Genomic DNA, 23,754 nt, shown 5'->3' with positions numbered 1-23,754 from the left:
CCCGTGACGGATCGTTGTCGATCACCTCATTGCCGAGGTCCCGACTGTCGAACAGTTCGTTCTCGATACCAAAGATGACCCTTCTGCGGTCAGCTGATTAGAACAACTACAAACCCGAAATCGATGCGGTCGCGCGAACTCCGCCGGGCTGCGTCGGCCGCCATTCGAGCGCGAGCCGTTGGCCATCGGCGATCTGATCGGGCGACATCTTGAACGCGACGGCGTCCCGGATTCGCAAATAAGGTTCGCGCAGACGATTGGGCGCTGCGGCCGCCGCAAGATTGAGCCATTTGTAGGCCAGCACGAGGTCCTGGCAGACGCCATGCCCCTTGTCGTAGCTCAGGCCCAAGAGGTGCTGCGCCGTTGGGTCGCCGCGCTCGGCGGCTCCGATATAGAGCTCGACCGCCGCCTCGTAGGACTGCGGGACGCCGAACCCGTTTTCATACATGTAGCCGAGCGCGGTCATGGCGGGCGGATGTCCACTCTGCGCCATCGGCGCCAACGCTGCGGCCGCCGTAACATAGTCGCCGCGCGCCAGCGCGGCCCATCCGTCTCCGCGCGGCCGCGCATCGGCCGCGACGATGCCGAAGGCGAGCGCCAGAACAGCGAAGGCCGTCGTCGCATGCCGCATCATCGACTGACCCGCGGTGTCTGAAGCGCACTCGTCGAGACCGGCCTGATCGTGCCGCGCAGCTTGGAGCGCAGCTCCTCCGCGACGTAGTGGGCGTCGGTGCCGTCGCGGATGATCTGGGGGCGAATGAAGATGATCAGCTCGGTCCGCCCGCGGCTGCGGTCGTTGTTGCTGAACAGGTCGCCGAGACCCGGGATCTGGTCGATCCCCGGCACGCCACTGCGGGTGCCCTGATGGGTTTCGCTGATGAGACCGGCCAGCAGCACGGTCTGGCCGCTGGCAACTGCCACCGAGCTCTTCACCTTGCGCTGCGCGACCGTCGGCGTGAGGCTGTTGGCGGTCTGCGGCGAGACGTTGCTGATCTCCTGCTCGATCTCCAGCCGGACGTTGCCGTTCTCGTTGACCCGCGGAGCGACGCGCAGGATGATTCCGGTGTTGCGGTAGTCGATCGTGTTGACGACCGTGTTGTTAGTCGTGAGCACCGTGGCGCTGCCGGTCGAGACCGGCACCTGGTCGCCGACCTGCAATGTCGCCGCCTGGTTGTCGATCACCACCAGCGACGGGTTGGACAGCACCTTGACATCGGTGACCGTATGCAGCGCGCTGAGGATCGCGCTCGGCTGGGATTCCGACCCGACCAGGAAATTGAACCCGGGAAAAGCGCGGCTGAGAAAGGCGTTGGTGATCGTTCCCGCGGCCGAGGCGACCGTTGCCGGCGCCGATGTCGAGGTGGTGTTGAGCACTGACCCCTGGTCGGGTCTCAGGCCGAGGTTCTTGCTGGTGAGATAGGCCTGCACGCCGTAGTTCAGCGAATCGTTGAGCGTGACTTCGGCGATCGTCGCGTCGATCGCGACCTGCAGCTGCGGACGATCGCACTGACGCAGGGTAGCTTCGATCAGCCGGTAGTTTTCCCTGTCGGCATAGATGAGAAGCGTGTTGTTGACGACGTCGGGCGTGATCCGCACGCCCTCCATGAGCGGCTTGCCGCCCGAACCCGATGCGCGCGATTCCGATCCCGTATCAAGGCCGGCCTGGGTCGGCGGCGGCGCCCCGCCGAAGCCGCGGTTGGCGACCAGGCCGGCGTTGCCCTGCTGCTGGCTCGCGAAGCCGCCCGACTGGGCCGTCGTGCCGGCGGCCGAGAGCCGTTCGCTGCTCGAGCTCGACGATGCTCCGGACCCGGGAGCGAGGTCAGTCGACGATGCCTCGGCCGCGCTGCCCGCGTTTCCGGTGAACATGTCGTTCAGCACCCGCGCCATCTGGCGCGCCTCGCCATACTTGACACGGTAGACATGGACGCTGTTGCGCAGCGTGTTGCCGGCATCGAGCCGCTTGATCCAGGTCTCCGCCGTATGCAGCAGCGCCGGCTTGCGGCTGATGACCATGACGGCGTTCATCCGGCTGACGGTCTGGAACTTGACCATGTTCTGGCCGAGCCCGCTGTCGCCGGTGTCCATGATCTTCTCGAGCTCGGCGACGATCGGCTCGGGATTGCCATTGACGATGGGAAAGATTCCGACCGACTGTCCGCGCATCCAGTCCGCATCGAAGCTCAGCGCGGCATCGATCGCGGTGCGGCGCTCGGCGCCCGTCCCCTGGATCAGCAGCAGGTTGCGGCCGGGATCGGCGCGCACCGTGCCGGGCTTGAGTGCAAAGCTGTCGAGCAGCTTCAGCAGTGTCGGGGCGGAGACATATTGCAGCGGCAGCACGGAGATGCCGTAACCGGGCTCTGCCGAGCCTCCGGCGGGATCGACGTTGCCGGCACCCACCGCGTCGCCGAGTGGAATCAGCCGGTATCCGGAGTTGTCGCGAACCAGCGCCGTCCCCGAGAGCCGGAGCGCGTTCTCGAGCACGTAGGCAACGTCCGATTTCGGGACCGGGCGCACCGAGGACAGGCTGACCGTTCCCTGGATCCTTGGATCGATGGTGTAGCCGACGCCGAGAACGTCGCCGAGCACCACCTTGGCCACCGTCGCGATCGGCGTATTCTCGAAGTTCAGCTCGAACCCGTTGCCAACCGGCTGCGAATGCGCGGCCACCTGCTGGATCGGAAGCGAGCCCGCGGCCGGCGCTTCCGCTCGCGCGTCCCTGGCATCCCGTGCATCGTCGTTGCCGCCATAGATCTCGGCACGGGCGCGCCGCGCCGCCGGCGACTGCTCCGGCATGGCCTGCCTGGGATAGCGCGGCGAAAGGTCGATCCGGCCGACCTTGTCAAGCACGTCATCGCCGCGGCTATCGCTGCCGAGCGTCGCCGGGTTGCAGCCCGCCAACGCGACCGACATCGTGAGCAACGTTGCGAGCGTGCGGCATCGCAGCCAAGCTGCGCTCAAATCAGCAATTTCAACCACTCGCCCGCCCACCCGATCTGCCGAGTCCATTCTAGGTTTCGAGGCACACCCGGGCGGAGAGCGGTCGCGCTCCGCCCGGGTGCTCCAACCTGTGTCTTGCGAGGAGACGCCGCTGCCGGCAGGCCGCGGCCCCTGCTCGCGTCGGTCGGCTACCAGAGCCAGCCGACGCCAGCGAGAACCCGGTCGGACATCGCCCCCGCCGCGCTGTGATCGATCACCTTGGTGTAGTTCAGCTTGTAAACCAGGCTGGGATTCGGAAACACGGCAAGGCCGACGTCGTGGAACGTCATGTCACCGCTGCCCGTGATGTTGTTCAGGCCGTTGGTGAGATCGGAGCCGAGCATGCCCGACGTCTGGAAGTTCTGTCGGGTATAGCGATAGAACGGCACGATGTCGTAGTCGTTGGGCGCCCTGAAGTGGTAGGCGATCTCGCCGGAGTAGCCCCACATGTTCTTGCCGACGTTGTTGTCGTCGACGAGATCATTGTTGGCGCGGAGGTTCTCCGGATTGGAGAAGTTTACGTGGGCATATTCAGCCCGCAGCTCCAGCCCGGTGTTCGGAACGCGATAGCGGGCCTCGGTATTGAAGATCGTCATCGCGTTCTTGCCGAGCGGCACCTCGCTGCCGTCCGGCAGCGTCGCATAGGCGCCCCGCGGCGTGACGTTCGGCGAATAATAGATCGCCGAGCTTCCGGCAAAGCCGGGAAGGAACGACGGCGTGTAGCTCAGCCGCAGCGTATAGGCGAGCTGGTTGCTCAGCTGCCGGAAATCGCCGATCGGCGCTCGCGAGAGCGCGAGCGCTTCCGAGCCGTTGATGCCGCCTTCATAGCCGCCCGGATTGATATGACCATTGTCGCCGCGATGATCGAATCCGTCGCCGAAATCCTCCGCGCTCTGGCTGACCTGGAACTGATAGTTCAAGCCGTCGATGATCTTGCCGTGAAACCCTGCCGATGGCGCGTACCATGTCGTCGGGATCAGGCCGTTGGCAAGCTCCGGCCGCTGCACGCTGTAGAACAGCGTCGGCTCGTGATACAGGTTGGTGAAGGAGATCGGGATGAGATCGATACCCGGCGAACGCAGGGTGAAGTGGTCGTTGAACTTGACGTCGAAGAAGGCCTGCTCGACCTCGACCGCACCATGCAGCTTGTCGTCGTTATCGAATGCGGTGCCGCCATGCTCCCATTCCAGCTCCGCGTTGAAAGTGATGGAGTCATTGACCTGATAGGTCGGCAGCAAGACAAGGCGGGCCATGTCGAAGCCGTTCTGCCACTGACCGTTCGCTGCGGGATTTTGCACCGAGCCGAGCTTGATCTCGCCGTACATGCCGATCTTCATGCCGGGGACCGGCGACGGCGCGGCGCCGAACAGGTCTCTGCTGGGCTGCGGCGCAGGTGCTTTTAGATCTGCTGCCGGCAGAAATCGCGGCTTGGAATCCGAATCGGCGAACGCTGCCGCCAGCCGTGATGCCGGGGATGGCGATGGTCCGGCATCAGCCCCCTTCGACCCACTGTCCCTGACGTCCTTCGAGTCGGCGAGCGCCATGGCGTTGCCGACCGGCTGGCTGGACGCAGTCTGCGCGTTGTCGGAGGCTTTCGCACCTCCGGCACGCGCGTCCTTGGCGCCGATCAGAGGCATCGGGTCGGCCGGGCGGCGAGATGCGAGTGATGCGGACTGTCCGACGCTGGTCGTCTTCTTTGCCTTGGCGTCCTTGAGCTCGACTTGAAGACTGTTGATGCGCTGCTCCATGGACTCGAGCTTCGCCATCAGCGCTTTGACGGCTGCCCCGTCCGTGGACCGCGCCGAGCCGGCGTCGGCCGCCTGGGCTGCTGCGGCGCTCAACGCCAATGTCGATACGGCGGCAAGCAGAGATGGCAGGAGTCGGTCGCGGCCGCGAAGCGGGCCACCGCCTTTGCCAATACTCAAAGCGCCGTCGTGTGAAGACGCGGAGCAATCTGCGCGCCTTCCGCTGCAGCTAATCAAGACCATCAGTCAAACCTCCCCATGATGATGCGCGGACGTGCATCCCCTTCGCCCGCGCCGCCGTGAGCACAGAATTCGTGCGCGACTGCGAGCCATTCGCGCTAGAAGCCCGCGATGTCGATACTTGGGCTCGTCGGAGATGCTCGCGTGTCAGCACTTGGGCGGCGCTCGTTGCGCGGCGGAGGCACGGCTTGCCGACCAATCGCTTGGACGCCAGCCGAGATCTGGCTAAGTGTTTTCAGTCATTGATAATTGCTGCTGGGTTCATGTCCGGCGTGCGGAGCGTCGAGCGGCGCAGCGTAGAGCTGCATTCATGCCTTTGCATCGCGAAGTAATAAGCGACGTCACACTTCGCCAACGACGGCCCTACTCCGAAAGAAATTGCGTTCGTGCGATGGCGCAGCTCGGACGAAGCAATGGAATCCAACGAAAAGCCGCAAGCGGACGCGACTGAGATTGCGGCAAGACGCCGCACGCTTCTCTCGTGGAGATGTCGCATCTACGCACGCGAATACCAGTCCCTTCCGATCAAGGCAGTCAAACCGGTAAGGCGCTCGGCTTCTTTAAAGAGATTCTAAACCGGTTACGCGAACCGACAGCGGTGGTTCTCGAAATGATAACAAATCAGTTGGCGCAGTTTTCAGGGTCGACGACACGCCCGGACTCGCTCCCATCATTACGCCGCATTGCGTGACGCTATTATTCGCCAGTTAGTGTGGTCTATCTGACGTTGGCTTCAGTATTCCCTCGAATGCCATCGACGAAGACGTCGCCTGACCACATCAGGATCGTGAATAGTCAGATACGTCCATCTTCTTCGACGCGCGTGACGGAATTTTCTGCAAAGCGGGACGGACGTCAGGACGGGAGTTGAGGGTGAACCGATTGCTTCGCTTGGTCGCCGCTATCATCGGAGAGGCACTATGAACGCTGTCCATCGGTTGGAGCCGGCGGCCGGACCGTTGCAGAATGTTCTTGGGTATCTCACCGAGATGATCCTGCGCAATGCACGTGCGGTCGCGCGCCTGTCTGACCATCGGCTTGCGGGCGGACAATGCTTCGTGTTCCATCAGCATGAGCTGGAGAAGCTGCCCGGCATTACCTACAACACGTTCGACGCTGATGGGCCCGTGTGGCTCTCCATCGAACGCCTGGTCGCCACCGATCCTCCCGCCGTCGAGTACGACCTGGCGATGTGGATTGACGTGTCCGCTGATCCGGACCGTCGCCCGCTGGTTCGGCAACGCGTGACGATCACGGTGCACGCGGCGGAAAAAGACCGGTTGATCGCGGCCGGTGACGCACGCGGCGAGCACTGCTCGCCGGCGAACGGCCCGGGGGTGGCCGCCGGGCTCTGGAACGTGCGATTGCATCTTGAGCAACGCCCGGACATCGTCGAGCGTCTGGACCGCTATCTCGCCGGCTCGTGGACAAATTGGGCCGCGGCCGAGCGGCTACGCCGCAAGACCATCGCGGTTCATCAGCGATTGCGCGAGATGGCTCGCGTGGCGGGAGCCGGAGGCAACGATGGCAGCTGCGAAATCGTGTGGGGCATTGGCGTGTCACGCTGGCGGCAACAAGGCCGCGAGTTGGATCTTCCGCTGCTCGAACGCCTGGTCGAGATCGAGGTCCTCGATGGCTCCGACACCGAAATCAGAATCCGGCCCCGCATGGTCGGCGCGACGGTCAATCTCAAGGCGTTCGAACCGCTGACATCAGCGGCCGGATTGGCGGGGCAAACGGCCGAGCAGTTGCTCGAGACGATCGAGCGCGGCAACGAGCTTTCGCCATTCCAGCCCACCAGCTTCGAGCCGGTTCTCAGCGCCATCGGCTCACAGCTCGACCCGCATGGGATCTACTGTCCCACCATGCCCGACTCCGCATTGCTGCTTCCCGAGGAGGACGAGCAACTGGTCGTCTCCGATCGCTGGGTGATCTTTGCGCGGCCGCGCTCGGACGCACTGCTGTTGCGCGACATCGAGCGGCTGAAGCGAGCGATCGAATACGCGCCCGGCGACGCTTGCTGCCTGGCCGCACTGTCTCGCCTTCTGCTTGGCGCGCCGGACCACGAAGCCCATGACGGCGCGCGCCGTCGTCTATCCGGCGTGATCGGTGAACCGATCGACGTCGGGCCGGATGCGCAGATCGCGGCGGATCACGGCGACCTGTTCTTTCCGCTGCCGACGAACTCCGACCAGATGGAGGTCGTGCGACAGCTCCGGCGATCGGACGGACTTGTCGTGCAAGGCGCGCGCGGGTCCGAGCGCACGTCCACCCTCGTCAACCTGGTTTGCCATCACCTCGCAATGGGCCTGCGCGTTCTCGTCGTCTCGCGCAACGAGGCTGCACTCGGACTGTTGTCCGAGAAGCTGCCGCGCGCTGTCCGTGATCTGACCGTCGATCTAACCGGCTCCGACAAGGACGTCTTGAAGCATGCGGAGACAGTCGTCAGCCGGCTGCTGTCGATCCTCAAGACCACGAACCCGCGCGCGCAGGCGGAACAGGTCAATCGGCTGGAGCGCGACATCATCGCGACCAGCGTCGAGATATCGCGTCTCGATGACGCGTTCGCAGACATCGCCAGCCGCAGCATGCTGCGGTCATCCGGTGTCCCCGACCTGCCGTTCGACGCGTTGACCACGCTGATCGCCGACCGCGACGCCTATGCCTGGTTCACCGATCAGCCGTCACGATTCGTGAGTGAGAGCGACCTTCTGGTTGCGGCAGTCGAGCAGGCCCGTGAGGCGCGTGTTCGGCTGGGTACCGATCTCGCATATGTCGACGACGCGCTCCCGGAAATCGCGGCCCTGCCGGACGCCGTGACCGTGAGACGTTTGCACGAGGACCTGCAGCCGGCGCGGATCGACGGCGAAAGCCATGACAGCCGGCTTGCCTGCCAGATCATCGCGGAGCTCGGGCCGGACGGAGCGGACTTGCTCGCCGGCGACCTCGACGCGCTCGCGGCGGCCCACCGGATCATTGCCGACGAGCCCTGGCTCGCAGCGCTGTCGCCGGTCGGCCGCAAGGCCGATGCAATGTCGGTTGACGGTGGCATCCTCGTCGATTTTGCCCGCGATGCGTCGTCCCTGCTGTCGCAACGTGCCGGCTTCCTGGTTCGGCCGGTGGAAACGCCGGCGGACGCCTTCGCCAGCCAGGAACTGCTCACGATTGTCGAACGGCTGTCGGCCGGAGCAAGGCCGTTCGCGACATTCTCCCTGTCCGGCCGTGCGTTGAAGCAGACCGTGGAGGCGATCAGGGTGGCTGGCTTCGCGCCGAAAGGCGCGGCCGACTGGGGCCATGTTCGCGACTATCTGACCTGGCGTCGGCACCTGCATTCGCTCGACGCCAGATGGCGATCGCTAGCGGCCGAAATCGGTGCGCCTGCGCCCGAGCCGGACTCCTCTCACACGTTCCACGGTCACGAGCGCGTCGTCAAAAGCGTCGAGGCCGCGATCGTGCTGGCGGCGCTGGCGAAGCGCAATGTTCTCACCGCCGCACCGAAGCTGTCGATGCCGGACGACGCGATCGCCGGACTGCTCGGTGACGGCCGAAGACTGTCCGCGCTCGCAGCCGCAGTGAGGAGCATGGCTCTCCGCATCGGCAAGCAGCGGCTGGAGCTCACCCGGCTGAACGAGCTGTTTGGCGGCAGCGGCAAGATCGCAACGCAGGCTCATGCCGACGTGCTCTCGCAGATCGGCCGCGACGGTGTCGACCCGCGCGACATCGAGACACGCTGGAGCACCCTTCGCACCCGGCTGCAGTCGCTGCACGACCGGCGCCAAGATTTCGAACTGCTCGACGAGGTCTGCCGAGCGATCACCGAGGCCGGAGCGGACGCCTTCGCCCGGCGGATCAGGACCGAGCCGGCACATCCGCAGACCGGGGATCCGGTGCTCGTTGCAGATTGGATGATGGCCTGGAATTGGGCGGTGCTGATGCGGCAGACCGAAGGCATCGGTCAGCATCAGCGTTTGCAGGGCCTGTCCGACCAGCGCGCGGCGCTGGAGACGCGACTGCGCGAGCTGTTCGGTCAGGTCGTCGTGGCACGGATGCATCTCGGCCTGGCACAGAACACCGGCAGCGCCATGAGGCAGGCGCTCACCGTGTTCATGACTACGCTGAGAAAGATGGCAGCGACCTGTTCCGGCCCCACCGCATGCCGGTTGCGTCAGGCTGCACGCGAGGCACTCGAGAGCTGCTACGAAGGCATCCCATGCCAGCTCGTGCCGGCATGGCGCGTGGCCGAGCAGCTACCGGCCCGGCTCGGCGCATTTGATCTCGTCGTCATCGACGATGCCTCGCAATCCGATCTGCGCGAACTCACTGCGATGCTCCGGGCCCGCAAGGTCGTCGTCATCGATGACGATCGGCAGACCGGCGAGCGCGTCGCGCAAGGTGAGCACGACATCGAAACCATCGCACGCAGCATCCTGCGCAGCGGTCCGGCTGCCATGCGCCGGTTCCTGCTGCCGGGCGCAGCGCTCTGCGATTTCGTCAAGATGCTGTTTCCCGACCGGATGATCAGACTTCGGGAGCACGCTCGCCGGGTCGATCCGGTCGCGCTTGCAGCCGTCGGCTCACCGCAGCCATCGGCACCGCCGGCGACCAGCCCGCATCCGGCTCCCGCGCGGCTCGCTGGCGCTGCGGAGGATCACCCGGCATCCGCGCGATCCGTAACGCGCCGCGCCTATTCGCTGGAAGACGAGATCGCCACGGTGGCCGAAAGCCTGTCGCTGGCGCGGCTCTCGGAGCAACGCGCTGAGCCGGCCATCTCGATCGAGAGTCCGGTGCCGGATTGGCTGGGCAACCGCGCCGGCGCCGGCATCGGGGCGCGTCCAACGCGGCGCCGCGAGCATGAGGTCGCGACCGATGAAACGCGTGCCGCCTCGTCGTCTGATACGCCCGCCTCTGCGCCGCCCGCGTCCGTCGCGCCCGCAGCGCCGGTCGAGATCGAGGAGAATCAGCCGTCCGCGGCCGATCGGCTCGCGGAGGCTGCGAGGTCGCCGGCCGACGATGCCACCATCGCGCGGGTGGCCGTGCTCGCCCGCCCGGCGGAACTGTCCGAGACGACGACGCGCGGCCAAGCCGAGTCGGAGCGCGACGCCGTGCATATCGATCATCGCGCGCTGTCGCCGGGTCGGCGTCCGCGGCCTGATCATGGAGCGAGGCGTCCACACCGCTCGCTCCGCCGGCACATGATGGCCGCTGCCGCCGGCTTGGCGGTCGCGGTGGTTGGCGCATCGATCTACTGGCAGCCGGCGGCGAGCCGGATCACGACGTCCTTGCAAACCGTTTTGAACCGACTCCCGGTGTCCTGGAATGCCGCCTCGCCGGCCGCCGCCGAGCCGCGCAAGGTCATCGCGGATCGGATAACGCCTGACGCCAGGGGCGGTGCTGGCGGCGATGCGATCACCACGGGGAGCGCGACCGAGACGATGGTGTCACATGCCGTGCTGTACCAGGAGGATCCGCAGGATCCGCACGGCAAGCGCTATCTCGGGAAAGTCACCTGGCATGTCGAGCCTGCGGCAGGAGCGGTGCCAGCCTCGATCAAAGGCGATGTCGAGATCGACAAGAGGATGACGGCGACGTTGTCGCTGCGTCCAAACAAGGAAGCCGAAATGCCGGCGAGCCACATCATGGAGATCAAGTTCAACTGGCCGGACGACCCGTCTCACGCCGGGGTGGAGACCTTGAAGGGCGTCAGCATGAAGCCCAAGGAAGCGGGTCGCGGGACCCCGTTGACCACCATGACCGCCAAGGTGACGCCGGAGTTCTTCATGATCGCGCTGTCGGCGGGGGATGTCGACATGAAGCGGAACGTGTTGCTGCTCAAGGGCAAGGACTGGATCGACATCCCGATCGTCTACAATGGCGGCAGCCGGGCGGTGCTGGCGATCGAGAAGGGAGCGGACGGTGAGCGCGCGTTCAAGGATGCGTTTGCCGCCTGGGGACAATGATCCGGCGGCAAGGCCGACGCACGGAAGGCGCCGTCCTATGATCGGCATCGACATCCTCGCGCCATCGCAGGCTCCGGTCACCGATCGGGACGAGCGACCGCTGACCGCCGTGACCTATCCGGTGCCTTGCGAGCAGTGCGGCCGGATCGTGCGGGTGGCGATGAACACGCTGCGCCCACCCGGCTTCCACCGCCTCGACGAGCAGGTCGCCTGCCCCGAGATCCAGGAGCGCCGCAGCAGGGGCGACGGCGGACTGTTGTTGATGATGTGCGGCCCCTTGAAGCAATCGCTCGCCGCACGATGCGATGCGGCCGAGGTCGAGGCCACCGCTCCCGGTGGCGGACAGGCGGGACGGGTCGTCTGCAGCATTCCCGGCGTCTCGATCGCTCAATACGCCCCGAACGAGGCGCGCAGCCGCGCGGAGATCTGGCAGGCGCACGGCTACGACAAGCTGGCCACGAGGCTGCGCGCGGCCGCAGCAAGGGCGGAGCGCAGGCCGCTGGTCTGGACCCGCGCTGCGGCGGCCAGCCTCGGCGCATTGTTGCTCGCTGCCGCCGCCAGCTGGTTCATGCTGGCGCGGGAGCCGGCCGCTCCCCCGCCAACACAGCCGCAAGCCGCCGAGGCCTCCGTGGCCGCGTGGAGCCGCGCAAGCGTCGAGAGTTCGGGGCGCGTCGTCACGGCAGAGGCCATGTCGGCCGCGACCGCCCCGGCGCCGATGCCGGACGCGCCCTCGGACCCTGCAACGCTCTCGCGTTCCACGGAAACCGCGCCGCTCGAGGCACCCGCCCTGCTCGCGTCGGCAAGCGCTGCGACCGCTCCCGAGACTGCGCCGGCAGCAGAGTCGACCGCGACCCCAGGGCCGGCGGAGGCAGCGGCGATTCGCCTGCCTGACATGGTGATGATTCCAGGAGGGGCATTCGCGATGGGCGGCGTCGAGAGCTCCGAGCTTCCGGTCCACCGCGTCACGACCAAGCCGTTCGCGCTCGGCAAGTACCCCGTCACGATTGGCGAGTGGAAGGCGTGCGTGGCTGACGGGGCATGCGCCGACGTGATGAGCGGCCCGGACGACAACCCCGTGACGAATGTCGGCTACGACGACGTCAGGGGCTATCTGGCTTGGCTCTCGCGGGCCGTCGGCAAGCCGTTCCGGCTCCCGACCGAGGCCGAATGGGAATATGCAGCGCGCGGCGGCGCAACGACGGCGTTCTGGTGGGGCGACCGGATGCGCTCCGGCATGGCCAATTGCAACGGATGCAACGAGCCCGGCGCGCCCGCGCAGCTCATGAAGGTCGGAAGCTTTGCGGCCAATCCGTTTGGCCTGTTCGACATGGGCGGGAGCGTCGACCAATGGGTGGCCGACAGCTGGCACAAGAGCTATCAGGGCGCGCCGTCCGATGGCTCGGCATGGATCGACGAGCAGAGCTTCGTCCATGTCATTCGCTCGGGTTCATGGAAGAAGGATGCGAGCTATGCCCGCAGCGGGAGCCGCGACCGCTATGATGGGCGCGTCAGGTATCCGACCCATGGCTTTCGCCTCGCTCTTTCGCTCTGATGCGGCCGCGGTATGCTGAGCCAGGCCAGCGTGCCGTCGACGCCGATGCGGGGCCTGCGCCCGCAAATGTCTCGCGCCACAGCGAACACCAGCGTCGCAGATCCGCAGGACGCCTGGTCTGCCGAGCCTCTTTATTCAAATTCTTATCGGGAATCGTAGGACGAGACCGATCGAAACCTCAAATTTGCCGCGCTACGCCCCATTCATGGACCGGCTACACCGTTCGATATTTGCGATCGATGATCGTCGTTGTTTATGAGTTGGGGATATGTGGAGTGAGAAATCTACGCGTCGCGCGCCGCTACTGGATCTGACGCCCTGGCGACGACGTCGTCTCGCCGCAGTCGCGACGCTCGGGTCCACCGTGTTGGCCTGCACGCTGGTGCTGTTGCCGACTCTCGCATGGGCGCAGGCGAAAACGGCGCCGAAGGACGCCTACCTGTATTTCATCACGCCAACCGACGGCGACACCGTGAAGACCGCGTTCTGGTGCCGGTTCGGACTTCGCAACATGGGCGTGACCCATGCCGGTGACGCCTTTGCCAACACCGGCCATCATCACCTCCTGATCGACGCCGATGAGCCGATCAGCCCGGGCGAGCCGATTCCGCAGGACAGAAAGCACCTGCACTACGGCGCGGGCGAGACCGAGGCCCTGATCGAGCTGCCCCCCGGCAAGCATAACCTGCAGCTCGTCCTGGGCGACGGCATGCACTTCAACTTCGATCCACCGCTGGTATCGAAGAAGATCACGATCACCGTGAGCAGTGCTTCGCAGAGGCACGGGCAGAGCGCCACTTACGCCCACCGGCGGACGCGGCATCTTCACGCGCACACCGCGCGTCAGGCGGCGCAACCGTCGGCCACCGAAGCGCCGCCGTCCGATCCGGCAAAATCGGCGGGAGCCGTCGATTTCATCAAGAGCTTCCTGTCGGGTGCGAAATGAGCCTCCGCCCGCTCCCCGATGGAGCCGGTTCGGCCGGCACATCAGTTCATCGCGACGTGCCGGAGCCTCCAACCGCAGCACTGCATTTGTCCGGCTCGGCTCTATTGATACGACCTCCAGACGCGTGGCTTGCTTCGCCTCGGCGAGCGCCAAGAGCGATCATCAGCATCGGTCCAAGCTCGGAGGCGAGGCGCGGGGAGACCACGCCATTGATCGTCCGGAACAGGTACGACAGGAAATAACCAGCCGCGAATGGAATGAACACCAGAGCCGTAACGGTCCAGCCTGGGATTGCGGCACCACCGACCTTGGCGTCAACGCCCATCCTGCCGAACATGTAGTCCGGCTCAAACTCCCAGAAATCAATAGTTCAGCTTGGAAACTGGCGCTCCCTAAGGAAGCAGGGAAAACCAACAAACTCAAAGAATCAGCACTCCTTTCGGGACGCCATGGCTGCGGTGCCCGTGGCCTCGCCCGACAGATGCTGGTCCGGCGAGTTGGGCTCATTCCCCGTCATGCGATCGCGCGCACCGCATTCGCGATCATCTCCGCCACCGATCCATCGTGGGCGAAGCCGAGGGCCAGCTCGGCGGTGGCATCCAACTCGGGATAGCGGCCGAAGACGTCCTCTATGCCTTGATCGGGATCGAACGTCACGCGCGCGGCGCGCTCCGCGCCGAGCAGCTGCGCCAGGCCGTCCACCACCTCGGCGATCGAGAGACGAAGCGCCGGAAGCTGCAGGGTTCCGCAGACATCGAGCTTCCCGGCGAGGAGGAGATTGTCGACGGCGGCCTTCGCGGACAACCACCAGGCCGTCGCGCCCGGCGACACCGGACAGACATAGCGCTCGCCCGCGGACAGCGCGTGCAGCAGCTCGCTCATGAACGCCGATCCGAAGCCGCTCACGGGCCTGGGCCGCGCCACGATGCCGGGCAGCCGCAGTGCGATACCCGACAGATCTCCGCGTCGCGTGTGATCGGCGAGCGCGATCTCCACCATCCGCTTGTGCGCGCCATAGGTGATCGCCGGCCGCGCCTCCGTGCGTGCGCCGACCCGCGCCTCCGCAAGCGCGCCGTAGACGGCGATGCTGCTGGCATAGACCACGCGCGGCCGATGTCGGCTCTCCGCCAGCAGCTGGAAGAGATCCAGCGACGCATCGAGATTGACGCGGCGGCCGAGCGCGGGCGCGGCCTCGGCGCGGCCGCCGGGAATGCTGGCGAGGTGGAACACGAGGTGGAACGGCGCGGCGCCGAGTTGCTCGAGCACGGCGGGATCGTCGAGGCCGCCTCGGATCCAGGACAGACGCGCACCGGACAATCCCGCTGGCGCCTCGGCGAGATCGAGTGCGGTGATTTCAGCACCGTCCATGTCGATCAGCAACCGATGCAGCAGCGCACGGCCGATGAAGCCCGCGGCCCCCGTGACAAGAATACGCATGGTTCAATCCGGCCGATCGGCGCCCGCCGCACGAACCACGCGCTGCGCGACACGCCCGAACGGACCCGGCCGGCCATCGGCGAAGCAGGCCTGCATGGTCACCTCCTCACCGAAGCGCAGGAACGAGGTCCGCGCCGCGCCGTGCTCGATCATCTCGATCGCCCGGACCTCGGCAAGGCAGCTCGATCCGGCGGCGCGATCGGCGTTCGAGACCGTGCCCGAGCCGATGATCGTGCCGGCCGTCAACCGCCGCGTCCGCGCCGCATGGGCGATCAGCTGCGGGAACGAGAACGCCATCTCGCGGCCCGAGGCTGCGCCGATCCGCTCGCCATTGCGCCGGACATGCAGGGCCATGTCGAGCCGGCCATCGCGCCAGGCATCGCCGACCTCGTCCGGCGTCACCGCAAACGGCGCGAAGCTGGTCGAGGGCTTCGCCTGCAGGAAGCCGAAGCCGGTGCGAACCTCGCGCGCGCCGACCGCGCGCAGGCTCCAGTCGTTGATCTGCACCAGCAGCCGGATTCGTTGCGCAGCCTCTTCGGCAGAAGCAGCCATCGGCACGTCGTCGACGATGACGCCGAACTCGCCCTCGAAGTCGATGCCATCAGCTTCTGTCACGAAGGGAACATCGTCCTGCGGCCCGAGGAAGTCGTCGCTGGCGCCCTGGTACATCACCGGGACGGTGTCGAAGTCGGGGATCGGCGGCTTGTTGAAGGCGACATCCATCAGCCGTCCGTGATTCAGGAAGGCCGAGCCATCCAGCCATTGCGGCGCGCGCGGCAGCGGTGCGAGGCATCGCGCGGGATCGAACGCCGTTACATCGGCAGCCGATCCATCCTCGAGACTTTCAGCGAGCTGGCGCAACGCCGGCTCGACCTGCTGCCAATTCCGCAGCGCCGTCAGCAGATCCGGTGCGATGGCGCTGGCATTGCACGCGCGCGCCTGATCCCCGGAGACGATGACCAGGCCGCCGTCGGGGCTGCCGTTCCGATAGGTCGCGAGTCTCATCAGCTGGCCTTGGTCGGGTTGGCTTCGGGACCGAACTTGCCGTCGACCAGGATGAACAGCATCCGGCACGGCTTGTCGCTGCGGTTGGCCCAGGCGTGGTTGGTGCCGCGCTGGATCACCACGTCGCCGACCTTGAGGTCAGCGGTGCCCTTGTCGAGCACCAGCGTGATCTCACCGGAGATGACGATGCCATAGTCGATCGTCTCGGTGCGGTGCATCAGCGGATGTGGCGATTCCGTCGTCACGGTCGAGGCGTGGGGGTCGCCGATCTGGCTGAACGCGGCATTCATGCGCGCCGCGCCGTTGCGGAGAAAGTCCTCGGTATCCGGCGGAATGTCGACGAAGCGGATGCGGCTGCCATGCGTTGGCGGCGGCAGCCGCAGCGGCCCGATCGTCGGATCGGGACCGTTGTCGATCAGCGCCGGCGTTGCCTGCGTGCTCCAGACCTCGTGGAAGAAGGTGCCGGGGATCGCCGCCAGCTCGGTGACGGTTGGCAAGGCGCCGTCGGACGAGATCACGGCGGCGCCCTGCGCGTCATGGCCGGTGACGACGCGGCGGATCTGCGGAAGGGTCATGCTGGAGGCCTCCTGGTCAGGCGATTTCGAGAGAGGCGGCGGACGCCGCGCCGCGCGCAGCGAACACGCGCGAGAACATCACGACGGCGACGGATGAGATGATGACGGCGCCGAGCCCGAGCGCAGGATAGCCGAACAGCTGCACCAAGGTGCCGCCGAGAATGGGGCCGATCGCAGCGCCGATCATCAGCATCGCCGGCGTGCCGGCCAACGCCCGCGCGGTCGGGTCGAGACGCGACAGCAGCCCGAACGCAAAGGTGTGGGTGAAGATCATTACCGCGGCAAAGATCGCGGTCGGGACCGCATAGGCGACGAAGCCGGAGCCGAAGGTGATCGTCACGGCGATCAGCGCCTGGCAGACCGGGCCCGCCAGCAGCACGTGTCTCGCCGGTAGCCGCCGCTCCATTATGGCGGCGAGCGGCGCCGGCAGCAGGTTGACGAAGCCGAGCGCGATCAGCACGCCCGTCACCGCGTCAGCTTCGAAGCCGCGGTCAGCGCCGATCCGCTCGATGAAGCTGAACAGCATCGCCTGGGTCAGCGCCATGCAGCTGATGCCGGCAATGCCGAACCAGACGGCGCGCGGCAGATGGCTGACCTCCGCGATCAGATCCTCGTCACTGCGCACCACGCCCTTCGGAAATGACAGCGCCGCCGCCAGCGCCGCGACCGCCATCACGCCGGCAAACACGACGAACAAGGCCTGGCCGCCGAAGCTCGCCACGAGATTGGGCGTCATGCCGAGAAACAGAATGGCAAACACACCGAGCGCCATTCCGACGATGGCGAACAGGCGGTGCGGGTTGGCGCTGCGTGCGATGGTGCCGTGAGTGAAGCTCAGCCCGCAGGCCGCTGTTGCGCCGCCCAGCGCGTGCAGCATCGCGAGCAGCGCAAACTCCGACGTTCGGCTCGCGGCCAGGAACACCAGCGCGGCCACGCCATATCCCGCAGCCGCCGCCAGGCGGGCGTTCATCCGGTTGAAGCGAGGTGCGAAGAACAGGCTGCTGAGCACGGCGCCCAGCAGGAACAGCGTGGCCAGCAGTCCCGCCTGCTGCGGGCTGAACCTGTAGCGCTCGATCAGCGCGCCCACCCAGACCGGCAGCGCGACGAGATCGACCATCCCGGCGCAATGCGCGACCATCAGCGCGATGCGTCCGCGCCACGTCTCCGTCGTCACCGTCATGGCTTCCTCCCCGTTGATGATGTTGTTCGTTGATGTTGTTGGCTCAGATCGGCTGCGTCAGCCCGACGATCGACTCGCGCATGATCCTGGCGTGCTCCGCCTTGTCGCCGTTCTCCATTTCGATGCGGCAGAGCTGCGCGGAGTTCTCGATCACCATGCGGCAGCGCTCCCAGCGGCGCGCATGGAAGCGGTCGAATGCCTCCTGCAGGGTCGTCGCGCGAGCCAGCTCCTCGGCCAGCACGATGCCGCTCTCGATGCCGATGCCCGCGCCGGAGGCGAGGTGAGGCGTGGTCGCGGCCACGGTGTCGCCGATCAGGATGACGCGGCCGCGATTCCACGGCGCCGGCACCAGCAGGTTGGCGAGCGGCCGATAGTCGATGGCGGCGTCGGGAGCGAACAAATGCGCCCGCAGTGCCACCAGCACGGGATCGCTGAACGGCGCCAGCAGGTCCGCGACCAGTTGCGGCCAGGACGCGCGCTCGGCCTGGAGCTTTTCCGGCCGCGCCTCCGTCACGAACATATACATGTGGCTCGGCGACACCGGGTTGACGCCCGCCTTGACCGCACCACCCAGCCACATCCGCGGACGCACGATGTCGGCCGGCCGCGGCAGCACGGCGCGCCAGACCACCTGGCCGATGTATTGCGGCGACTTGACCTCGGGAAACAGCAGCGCCCGCGTCTTCGAATGCACGCCATCGGCAGCCACCACGAGATCATAACGGCCCGTCGTGCCATCGGTGAAGGCGACCTCGACATCGCCGTCGTGCTGCGTGATCCGCGTGTAGGTGCAGCCGACACGCACGTGAACGCCAGCGGCGCGCGTCGCATCGGCGAGGATGCGCCCGAGTTCGGGCCGCATGATTCCGCCGCCGCCGGGCACATCCGATCCTACGGCCTTCGGTGTCGGGATCTCGCCGATCCGATGCCCCGATGGCGCGAACAGGTCGACACCGTCAGCCGTGTAGCCGCGCCGCGCGAATTCCGCGAACACGCCGATCGTCTCGAGCGCGCGCAAGGTCGGTCCGCTGACCGTGATGCCGGCGCCCTCCGGCCGCCAGTTCGGATCGACCTCGACGAGATCGATGTTGATGCCCGCCTTGCGCATCTGGATCGACGCGGCCATACCGGAAAAGCCGCCTCCGATCGTCAGCACCCTGCTCACCACTGCCATGGTGCTTCCCCCTCTGCAGTCCGCCCTTGCGGGCATGTTATGACTTTACGAACAACTCGCCGTCGATGACGACGAGCTCGAGACGGCTCAACCGCTCGCCGCGGCACGGCCCCTGCACGCACAGCCCGGTGTCGGGCATGAACTCGGCGCCGTGCGCGTGACAGACGATACGCGTGCCGTCGGCGTTGAGATACGCATCCCTGCGCCAGGCCATCGGCGCACCGCCGATATGCGGACAGGCGTTGCGCCAGCCATGCAGCTGTCCGTGCCGGCGCACGACGAACAGGCTGTCCTGCCCCTCATCATCGGGATCGAAGCCGCGCGACTGCGCCTCGCCGATCTCATCGGCGCGGCACAGCCGGATCCATCGCGCCTCGGCCTCACGCGTAGTCGCCATTCTCGGGGATTCCGGGGCCGGGGTACCATTTCTTGCGCATCTTCATCAGGAAGGTCTGCGAATTGTCGGCGGATGCCGTCGCCTCGCGCGGCTGCCAGCTCGCATCGTGCTGGTCCATGTCGGCATCCATCTCGATGTGGCAGCCGAACGGGCTATTGAAGTACCAGAACCAGTTCGAGCCCAGGATGTGACGGCCGGGGCCCCAGAACGCCTGATAGCCCTTCTCGACGAAGCGATAGCCGTTGGTGATCATTTCCGAAGGACCACCGAAATGGAACGTGAAGTGCTCCACGCCGTGCATGTGCGGCGGCGCGCCGATCAGGAAATGGGTGTGATGGTCGAGCGAGCCGCCCGGCTGCAGGAACGGCCCGGTGCCGGTGAAGCGGTCGGTGCAGCGGAAGCCGAGCCGGTTGACGTAGAACGCCTCGGCCTTCACCACGTCGGGCACGAAATAGACCACATGCGACAGCGAGCGCGGACGGATCACGCTGCCCGGCGGCGGCACGCCGAGGCTGTTGATCGGCCGGAACACCACGCCGCCCGGCGCATTCGAGATCTCGCTGGCCAGCATGAACGGCCGCCGTGCCGTCAGTTGAAAGCCGATCACGAAGTCGGAATCGTCGGTCGACTCGATCGAGCCATCGGGCAGCCGCCGGACCTCGCGGTCGCGCCGCAGCTCGGCGGTGATCGCCCCCAGCGTCGCCTCGTCGGCGACGCCCATCACCGTCTTGCGCAGACGGCAGCCCGGCACGGGCGCCGGCGGCAGAGCCGGATCATCCTGCCGTGCGATCACCACGGCGGTGCCGTCGATCGCCTCGAAGCGGCCGCCGCGATCGGAGACGTCGACGGGCGTCAGCCCGTAATCGACCAGGAAGCGCGCCGCGCCCCTCACGTCGTCGACACCGAATATCAGGCTCTCCAGACCGACAATTTTCATAACTTTCCTCTCCACCTGCTGCTTCAGGCGATGTGTCCGTTCAATGTCTCTGCGACCCAGTCCGCGATGTAGTGGCCGGCATTGATGCTGTTGTCGAAGCTCGCATGCTGGGCGCCGCCTTCGCGCGCGGTGAAGACCTTCAGCTCGCGCTTGGGCGAATTCACCAGTTGCTCATAGGTCCGCTCGGCCCAATGCAGCGGAATCTGCGAGTCCTTCTCGCCATGCGTCACCAGGAACGGCACCTTGATGCGGTCGAGAATGCCGTCGAGGTGAACCTGCTCGGCAATCCGCATGAAGTCGTCCTGATCTCTCGCACCCCACACCCAGCGCACATGCGCCCAGTAATGCGGGACCGGGAAATCACCTTCCTTCTGCAGGCGCCTCTTCTGCACGTCGCGCCAATCGTGATTGGCACCCCAGGCGACGCCGCAGGCAAAGCGCGGCTCGAAAGCCACCGCGCGCGGACAGTAGTAGCCACCGAGCGAGACGCCCTCGAGACCGATCCGCTTGGGGTCGACGTCGCTGCGGGTCTCCAGCCAGTCGACGACCCGGGACGCCCAATGCTCGCTGTCATGGCGCGCGGTGAGACCCTGCAGCCGGAGCGCCTCGCCCGATCCGGGCTGGTCGATCACGAGCGACGACACGCCCCGTCGGGCGAGCCAGGCGGGCAAGCCGACGCGGTATTTCATCTCCTTGGTCGAATCCAGGCCGTTGACCTGCACCAGCAGCGGCGCCGGCCCGTCGCGCCCTTCCGCGCGGACCATGAGACCGGCAATGTGGGAGCCTTCATAGGGAATCTCGACGCGCTCGCAGTTCTCCCGCGCCAGTGCAATGCCCTTGGCGAACACGTCGAGACATCTGCGGTACAGCGCCAGCCGCCCCGGCGCCTCGTGCGCCTGCAGACGCTCGCAGGTGATCAGATAGCTCGCTGCGCGGCCATATTTCTCGCCGGCCGACAGCAGCCGCCCTTTCGCCTCGTCCTCGGACGCGAGCGCACAGAGTTTGTCTGCCATCCGCGCCCAGGTCTCGCGGAAGGCCTGGGTACCGTTGGCATCGGGCTGCCGGGCCGCCTCCTGCAGCGGCGCGCACATCTCTTCGATCTCGCCGATCCGCGCGCCCATCTCGATCGCGAGATCGACCGAGAGATTCCAGACATAGTTGGTCGGAAAATACTTGAACATGAATGCACTCGCGACGCGCGGCCCGGCCACGCGTCTTCCTCGACGTTCTTCCCGAGGTCTGGCATAGCCCCGTTTGACCATTTCGAAAAATTGATTAACAAGATTGATCGCATTGATCTCTTGAATACCTCGAGCGAGGCCGCCGATGCGCTTCAACAACAAGTTCGACCTCAATCTCCTGGTCGCGCTCGACCATCTGCTGCACCTGCGCAGCGTCAGCGGCGCCGCCGCGCGCATGAACATGACGCAGTCCGCGATGAGCAATGCCTTGCTGCGTCTGCGAACCTATTTCGATGACGAACTGCTGGTGAAGATCGGCCGCAAAATGGAGCTGACGCCGCGAGCGGAGACGCTGAAGGACTCGATCAGGGACCTTCTGGTGCGGGTCGACTGGGCCATCGCCTCGTCTGCCGAGTTCGATCCCGCGCAGTCCGACCGCTGCTTCAAGATCCTGGCGTCGGACTACACGCTGGTGACGCTGATCCCGCGGCTGCTGGCGCGCAGCGAGGCCCTTGCGCCCGGTATCCGCTTCGACTTCCTGCAGCAGGTGCAGCGGCCAGAGCGCGCGCTCGAGCGCGGCGACGTCGACCTGCTGATCATCCCGGAGGAATTCAGCTCCAAGCTGCACCCGTCCGAGGTGATCTTCGAGGACGACTTCTGCGTCATCGCGTGGAGCAAGGGAAAGTATGGCAAGGGCAAGCTGTCACGGCAGGATTTCGCCAAGTCGTCCCACGTCGTGATGCGGCCGGCGATCGCGGCACAATCGCTCGAAACCTATTATCTGGAGCAGCGCAACACGAGCCGCAGCGAGGACGTTTCGGTCTACGCGTTCACCGCCATTCCGCATCTCGTTGCCGGGACGAACCGCCTTGCCACCGTGCACCGGCGGCTCGCCATCGCCGCCCAGCGCAGCCTTCCCATCCGCATCATCGAGCTGCCGATCGCGCTGCCGGCGCTGCGGCAGCGCGTGCAATGGCATCGCTACCGCTCCAACGATGCCGGCCTGCTGTGGCTGCGCACTCTGATCCGCGAGGTCGTCGCCGAGCTGCCCTGACCACCGTCGACCGGCACTGGCGATGGCGAACGGCCGGCGCGAGACGCCGGCCGCCTTCGTTGAGGAGCGATCAATCCAGCTTGCGCGAGTCAGCGCTTGATCGGTCCGGCTCCGGGCGGCGGCGCGGGCACCCAGATCGGGAATGCCAGATTGGCCCAGACCGTATCGCCGCGGCTGCCGTTCTCGACGTAGAATGTATGCTGGTAGTTCACGTTGATCTGGAAGGGACCCGCATTATAGGTCAGCGACGGGCCTGCATTGATCGAGCGCAACCGGTTGCCGTCCTGCACCCCGGCGAAATTGAATGCCTTGACGCCGTTGATCTTGTCGTCCTGATACTGATGCGTATAGCCACCGACGACGCCGAGCTTCCAGGCGCCGATATTATAGCCCGCGTTGAAGTCGACCACCAGCGCATCACCGCTGCGGTACTGCTGGGTCAGCTGCGTGAAGGCGTTGACCGAATCGGTATTGGTGCCGTTGAGCAGCAGACGTGGCGAGACGGCGAATTCGAAGCCCTTCGGATCGGCATAGCGATAGGCGAGGACGGGCGAGATGGTGGTGTAGTTCGTGCCGACGTTGAGGGGCTGCCGCGCCGAATAGGTGCCGGTGTTGGGCATGATGTCCAGGCCGACCGTGAAGGTCTGCACGGGCGACAGCGCCCAGCTCAGAATGATCGGCGAGAAGGTCAGATTGGCAAGGCCGTTGGCCTGGAACGATCCGCCGGGATTGGTGCTTTCGAGATGGACGAAGGGCACCACGAGCTGCGAATAGACATGGGCGCCGAAAAAGTCGCCGGGATAACTGGCGAGAAACCGCATCGTCTCCGACACGGCGGAGAGCTTGAAGTCGATCGGCAGCTTTTTGCCCTGCCCGTCATACAGGCCGTTGGCGCTGGTGTAGCTGGTCTGGCTGATCGCAAACAGGCCCGGGATCGGCGGAAACGACGCAATGAACACGCCGGGCGAGCCCGCCGGATAGTTGGTGGCCGCGTTCTCGGCGGCCCACGCACCCTGGATCATCCCGGCCAACATCAACGCTGCGGAAGCGGACCGCTGCAGTCCTCTTGTCATGAATCCCCCCTTGGTGGCGCGTTTTCTACGAAACGAGCTTGCCCCCGACCGACCTCACGGCGACGCGCCCGCGCCCGACCGATCGCGTCATTGATGAGCGATCCCAGATCATTCGTAAAATTGATCGTTTTGATCCGAGCTATTCACAGTCTCGATGTGCCGGCCTCACGGGCGTCGATTGATGTCGCGCTCCTTGGTTCGAGCAGAGTGAGCAACCACGGGCACGTCACCGACGACATAATCGATCTCACCCACCGTGTTGAAGATTGCCCGTACGAGGCCTGCAGTTCAGGCCTTGGATCAAACACAACCATAGATTGTTGGC

16 protein-coding genes are annotated in these 23,754 nt (G+C 66.0%); 4 read left to right on the top strand and 12 right to left on the bottom strand.

The features are described from left to right. Positions 1 to 106 precede the first annotated feature (106 nt). The 3 genes from QX048_RS34080 to QX048_RS34070 all read right to left on the bottom strand — a co-directional run bounded on the left by QX048_RS34080 (position 107) and on the right by QX048_RS34070 (position 4,964). A complete protein-coding gene (locus QX048_RS34080) occupies positions 107 to 634 on the bottom strand; it encodes a tetratricopeptide repeat protein (protein ID WP_315828112.1) in 528 nt (175 codons plus the stop codon). Continuing rightward, entirely contained in the window at positions 631 to 2,988 is a 2,358-nt protein-coding gene (gspD, locus tag QX048_RS34075; protein ID WP_315828129.1) for a type II secretion system secretin GspD, read from the bottom strand. The genes QX048_RS34080 and gspD overlap by 4 nt, the downstream gene beginning before the upstream one ends. A gap of 137 nt (positions 2,989 to 3,125) precedes the next feature. Next, complete coding sequence (locus tag QX048_RS34070) at positions 3,126 to 4,964, bottom strand: porin (protein ID WP_315715581.1); 1,839 nt, start codon at positions 4,962 to 4,964, stop codon at positions 3,126 to 3,128. A 917-nt stretch (positions 4,965 to 5,881) separates the two neighbouring features. Between QX048_RS34070 and QX048_RS34065 the strand changes: the two genes are divergently transcribed. The 3 genes from QX048_RS34065 to QX048_RS34055 all read left to right on the top strand — a co-directional run bounded on the left by QX048_RS34065 (position 5,882) and on the right by QX048_RS34055 (position 13,416). Then, positions 5,882 to 10,918: a helicase gene (locus QX048_RS34065; protein ID WP_316201044.1), complete on the top strand. Its 5,037-nt coding sequence runs from the start codon at positions 5,882 to 5,884 to the stop codon at positions 10,916 to 10,918. A gap of 37 nt (positions 10,919 to 10,955) precedes the next feature. Continuing rightward, a complete protein-coding gene (locus tag QX048_RS34060; RefSeq protein WP_316201043.1) occupies positions 10,956 to 12,470 on the top strand; it encodes a formylglycine-generating enzyme family protein in 1,515 nt (504 codons plus the stop codon). Between the two features lie 382 nt (positions 12,471 to 12,852). Continuing rightward, entirely contained in the window at positions 12,853 to 13,416 is a 564-nt protein-coding gene (locus tag QX048_RS34055) for a DUF4399 domain-containing protein (RefSeq protein WP_316186890.1), read from the top strand. A 513-nt stretch (positions 13,417 to 13,929) separates the two neighbouring features. On the opposite strand, the gene QX048_RS34045 is transcribed toward QX048_RS34055, so the two are convergent. Genes QX048_RS34045 through QX048_RS34010 form a run of 8 tightly spaced genes read right to left on the bottom strand, consistent with a single transcriptional unit; the run spans position 13,930 to position 21,302 of the window. After that, positions 13,930 to 14,853, bottom strand: a complete 924-nt coding sequence (locus QX048_RS34045; RefSeq protein WP_315828109.1) for an NAD-dependent epimerase/dehydratase family protein — start codon at positions 14,851 to 14,853, stop codon at positions 13,930 to 13,932. 3 nt (positions 14,854 to 14,856) lie between these two features. Beyond that, complete coding sequence (locus QX048_RS34040; RefSeq protein WP_315715577.1) at positions 14,857 to 15,858, bottom strand: fumarylacetoacetate hydrolase family protein; 1,002 nt, start codon at positions 15,856 to 15,858, stop codon at positions 14,857 to 14,859. After that, positions 15,858 to 16,433 (bottom strand): cupin domain-containing protein, encoded by a 576-nt coding sequence (locus tag QX048_RS34035; protein ID WP_315715576.1) that lies wholly within the window; start codon positions 16,431 to 16,433, stop codon positions 15,858 to 15,860. Before QX048_RS34035 ends, QX048_RS34040 begins: the two co-directional genes overlap by 1 nt. A gap of 16 nt (positions 16,434 to 16,449) precedes the next feature. Continuing rightward, positions 16,450 to 17,607, bottom strand: a complete 1,158-nt coding sequence (locus QX048_RS34030) for an MFS transporter (protein ID WP_316174801.1) — start codon at positions 17,605 to 17,607, stop codon at positions 16,450 to 16,452. Positions 17,608 to 17,656: 49 nt separating this feature from the next. Beyond that, positions 17,657 to 18,787 (bottom strand): FAD-dependent oxidoreductase, encoded by a 1,131-nt coding sequence (locus QX048_RS34025; RefSeq protein WP_315828108.1) that lies wholly within the window; start codon positions 18,785 to 18,787, stop codon positions 17,657 to 17,659. A 37-nt stretch (positions 18,788 to 18,824) separates the two neighbouring features. Continuing rightward, positions 18,825 to 19,184, bottom strand: a complete 360-nt coding sequence (locus QX048_RS34020; RefSeq protein WP_315715574.1) for a Rieske (2Fe-2S) protein — start codon at positions 19,182 to 19,184, stop codon at positions 18,825 to 18,827. Continuing rightward, positions 19,168 to 20,121: a VOC family protein gene (locus tag QX048_RS34015; protein ID WP_315828106.1), complete on the bottom strand. Its 954-nt coding sequence runs from the start codon at positions 20,119 to 20,121 to the stop codon at positions 19,168 to 19,170. The genes QX048_RS34020 and QX048_RS34015 overlap by 17 nt, the downstream gene beginning before the upstream one ends. 23 nt (positions 20,122 to 20,144) lie before the next feature. Further along, entirely contained in the window at positions 20,145 to 21,302 is a 1,158-nt protein-coding gene (locus QX048_RS34010; protein WP_315715572.1) for an alpha/beta hydrolase family protein, read from the bottom strand. A 145-nt stretch (positions 21,303 to 21,447) separates the two neighbouring features. Here QX048_RS34010 and QX048_RS34005 point away from each other — a divergent pair, with 145 nt between their 5' ends. Continuing rightward, the gene (locus QX048_RS34005) at positions 21,448 to 22,356 is read left to right on the top strand and encodes a LysR family transcriptional regulator (RefSeq protein WP_315715571.1); all 909 of its coding nucleotides are present in this window, start codon (positions 21,448 to 21,450) and stop codon (positions 22,354 to 22,356) included. Between the two features lie 89 nt (positions 22,357 to 22,445). On the opposite strand, the gene QX048_RS34000 is transcribed toward QX048_RS34005, so the two are convergent. Further along, positions 22,446 to 23,429: a transporter gene (locus tag QX048_RS34000; protein WP_315715570.1), complete on the bottom strand. Its 984-nt coding sequence runs from the start codon at positions 23,427 to 23,429 to the stop codon at positions 22,446 to 22,448. Positions 23,430 to 23,754: the final 325 nt, after the last annotated feature.

The organism is Bradyrhizobium sp. SZCCHNS30572, from assembly GCF_032484415.1.
Taxonomy (GTDB): Bacteria; Pseudomonadota; Alphaproteobacteria; order Rhizobiales; family Xanthobacteraceae; genus Bradyrhizobium.
This window is presented reverse-complemented; position numbering and strand designations above follow the sequence as displayed.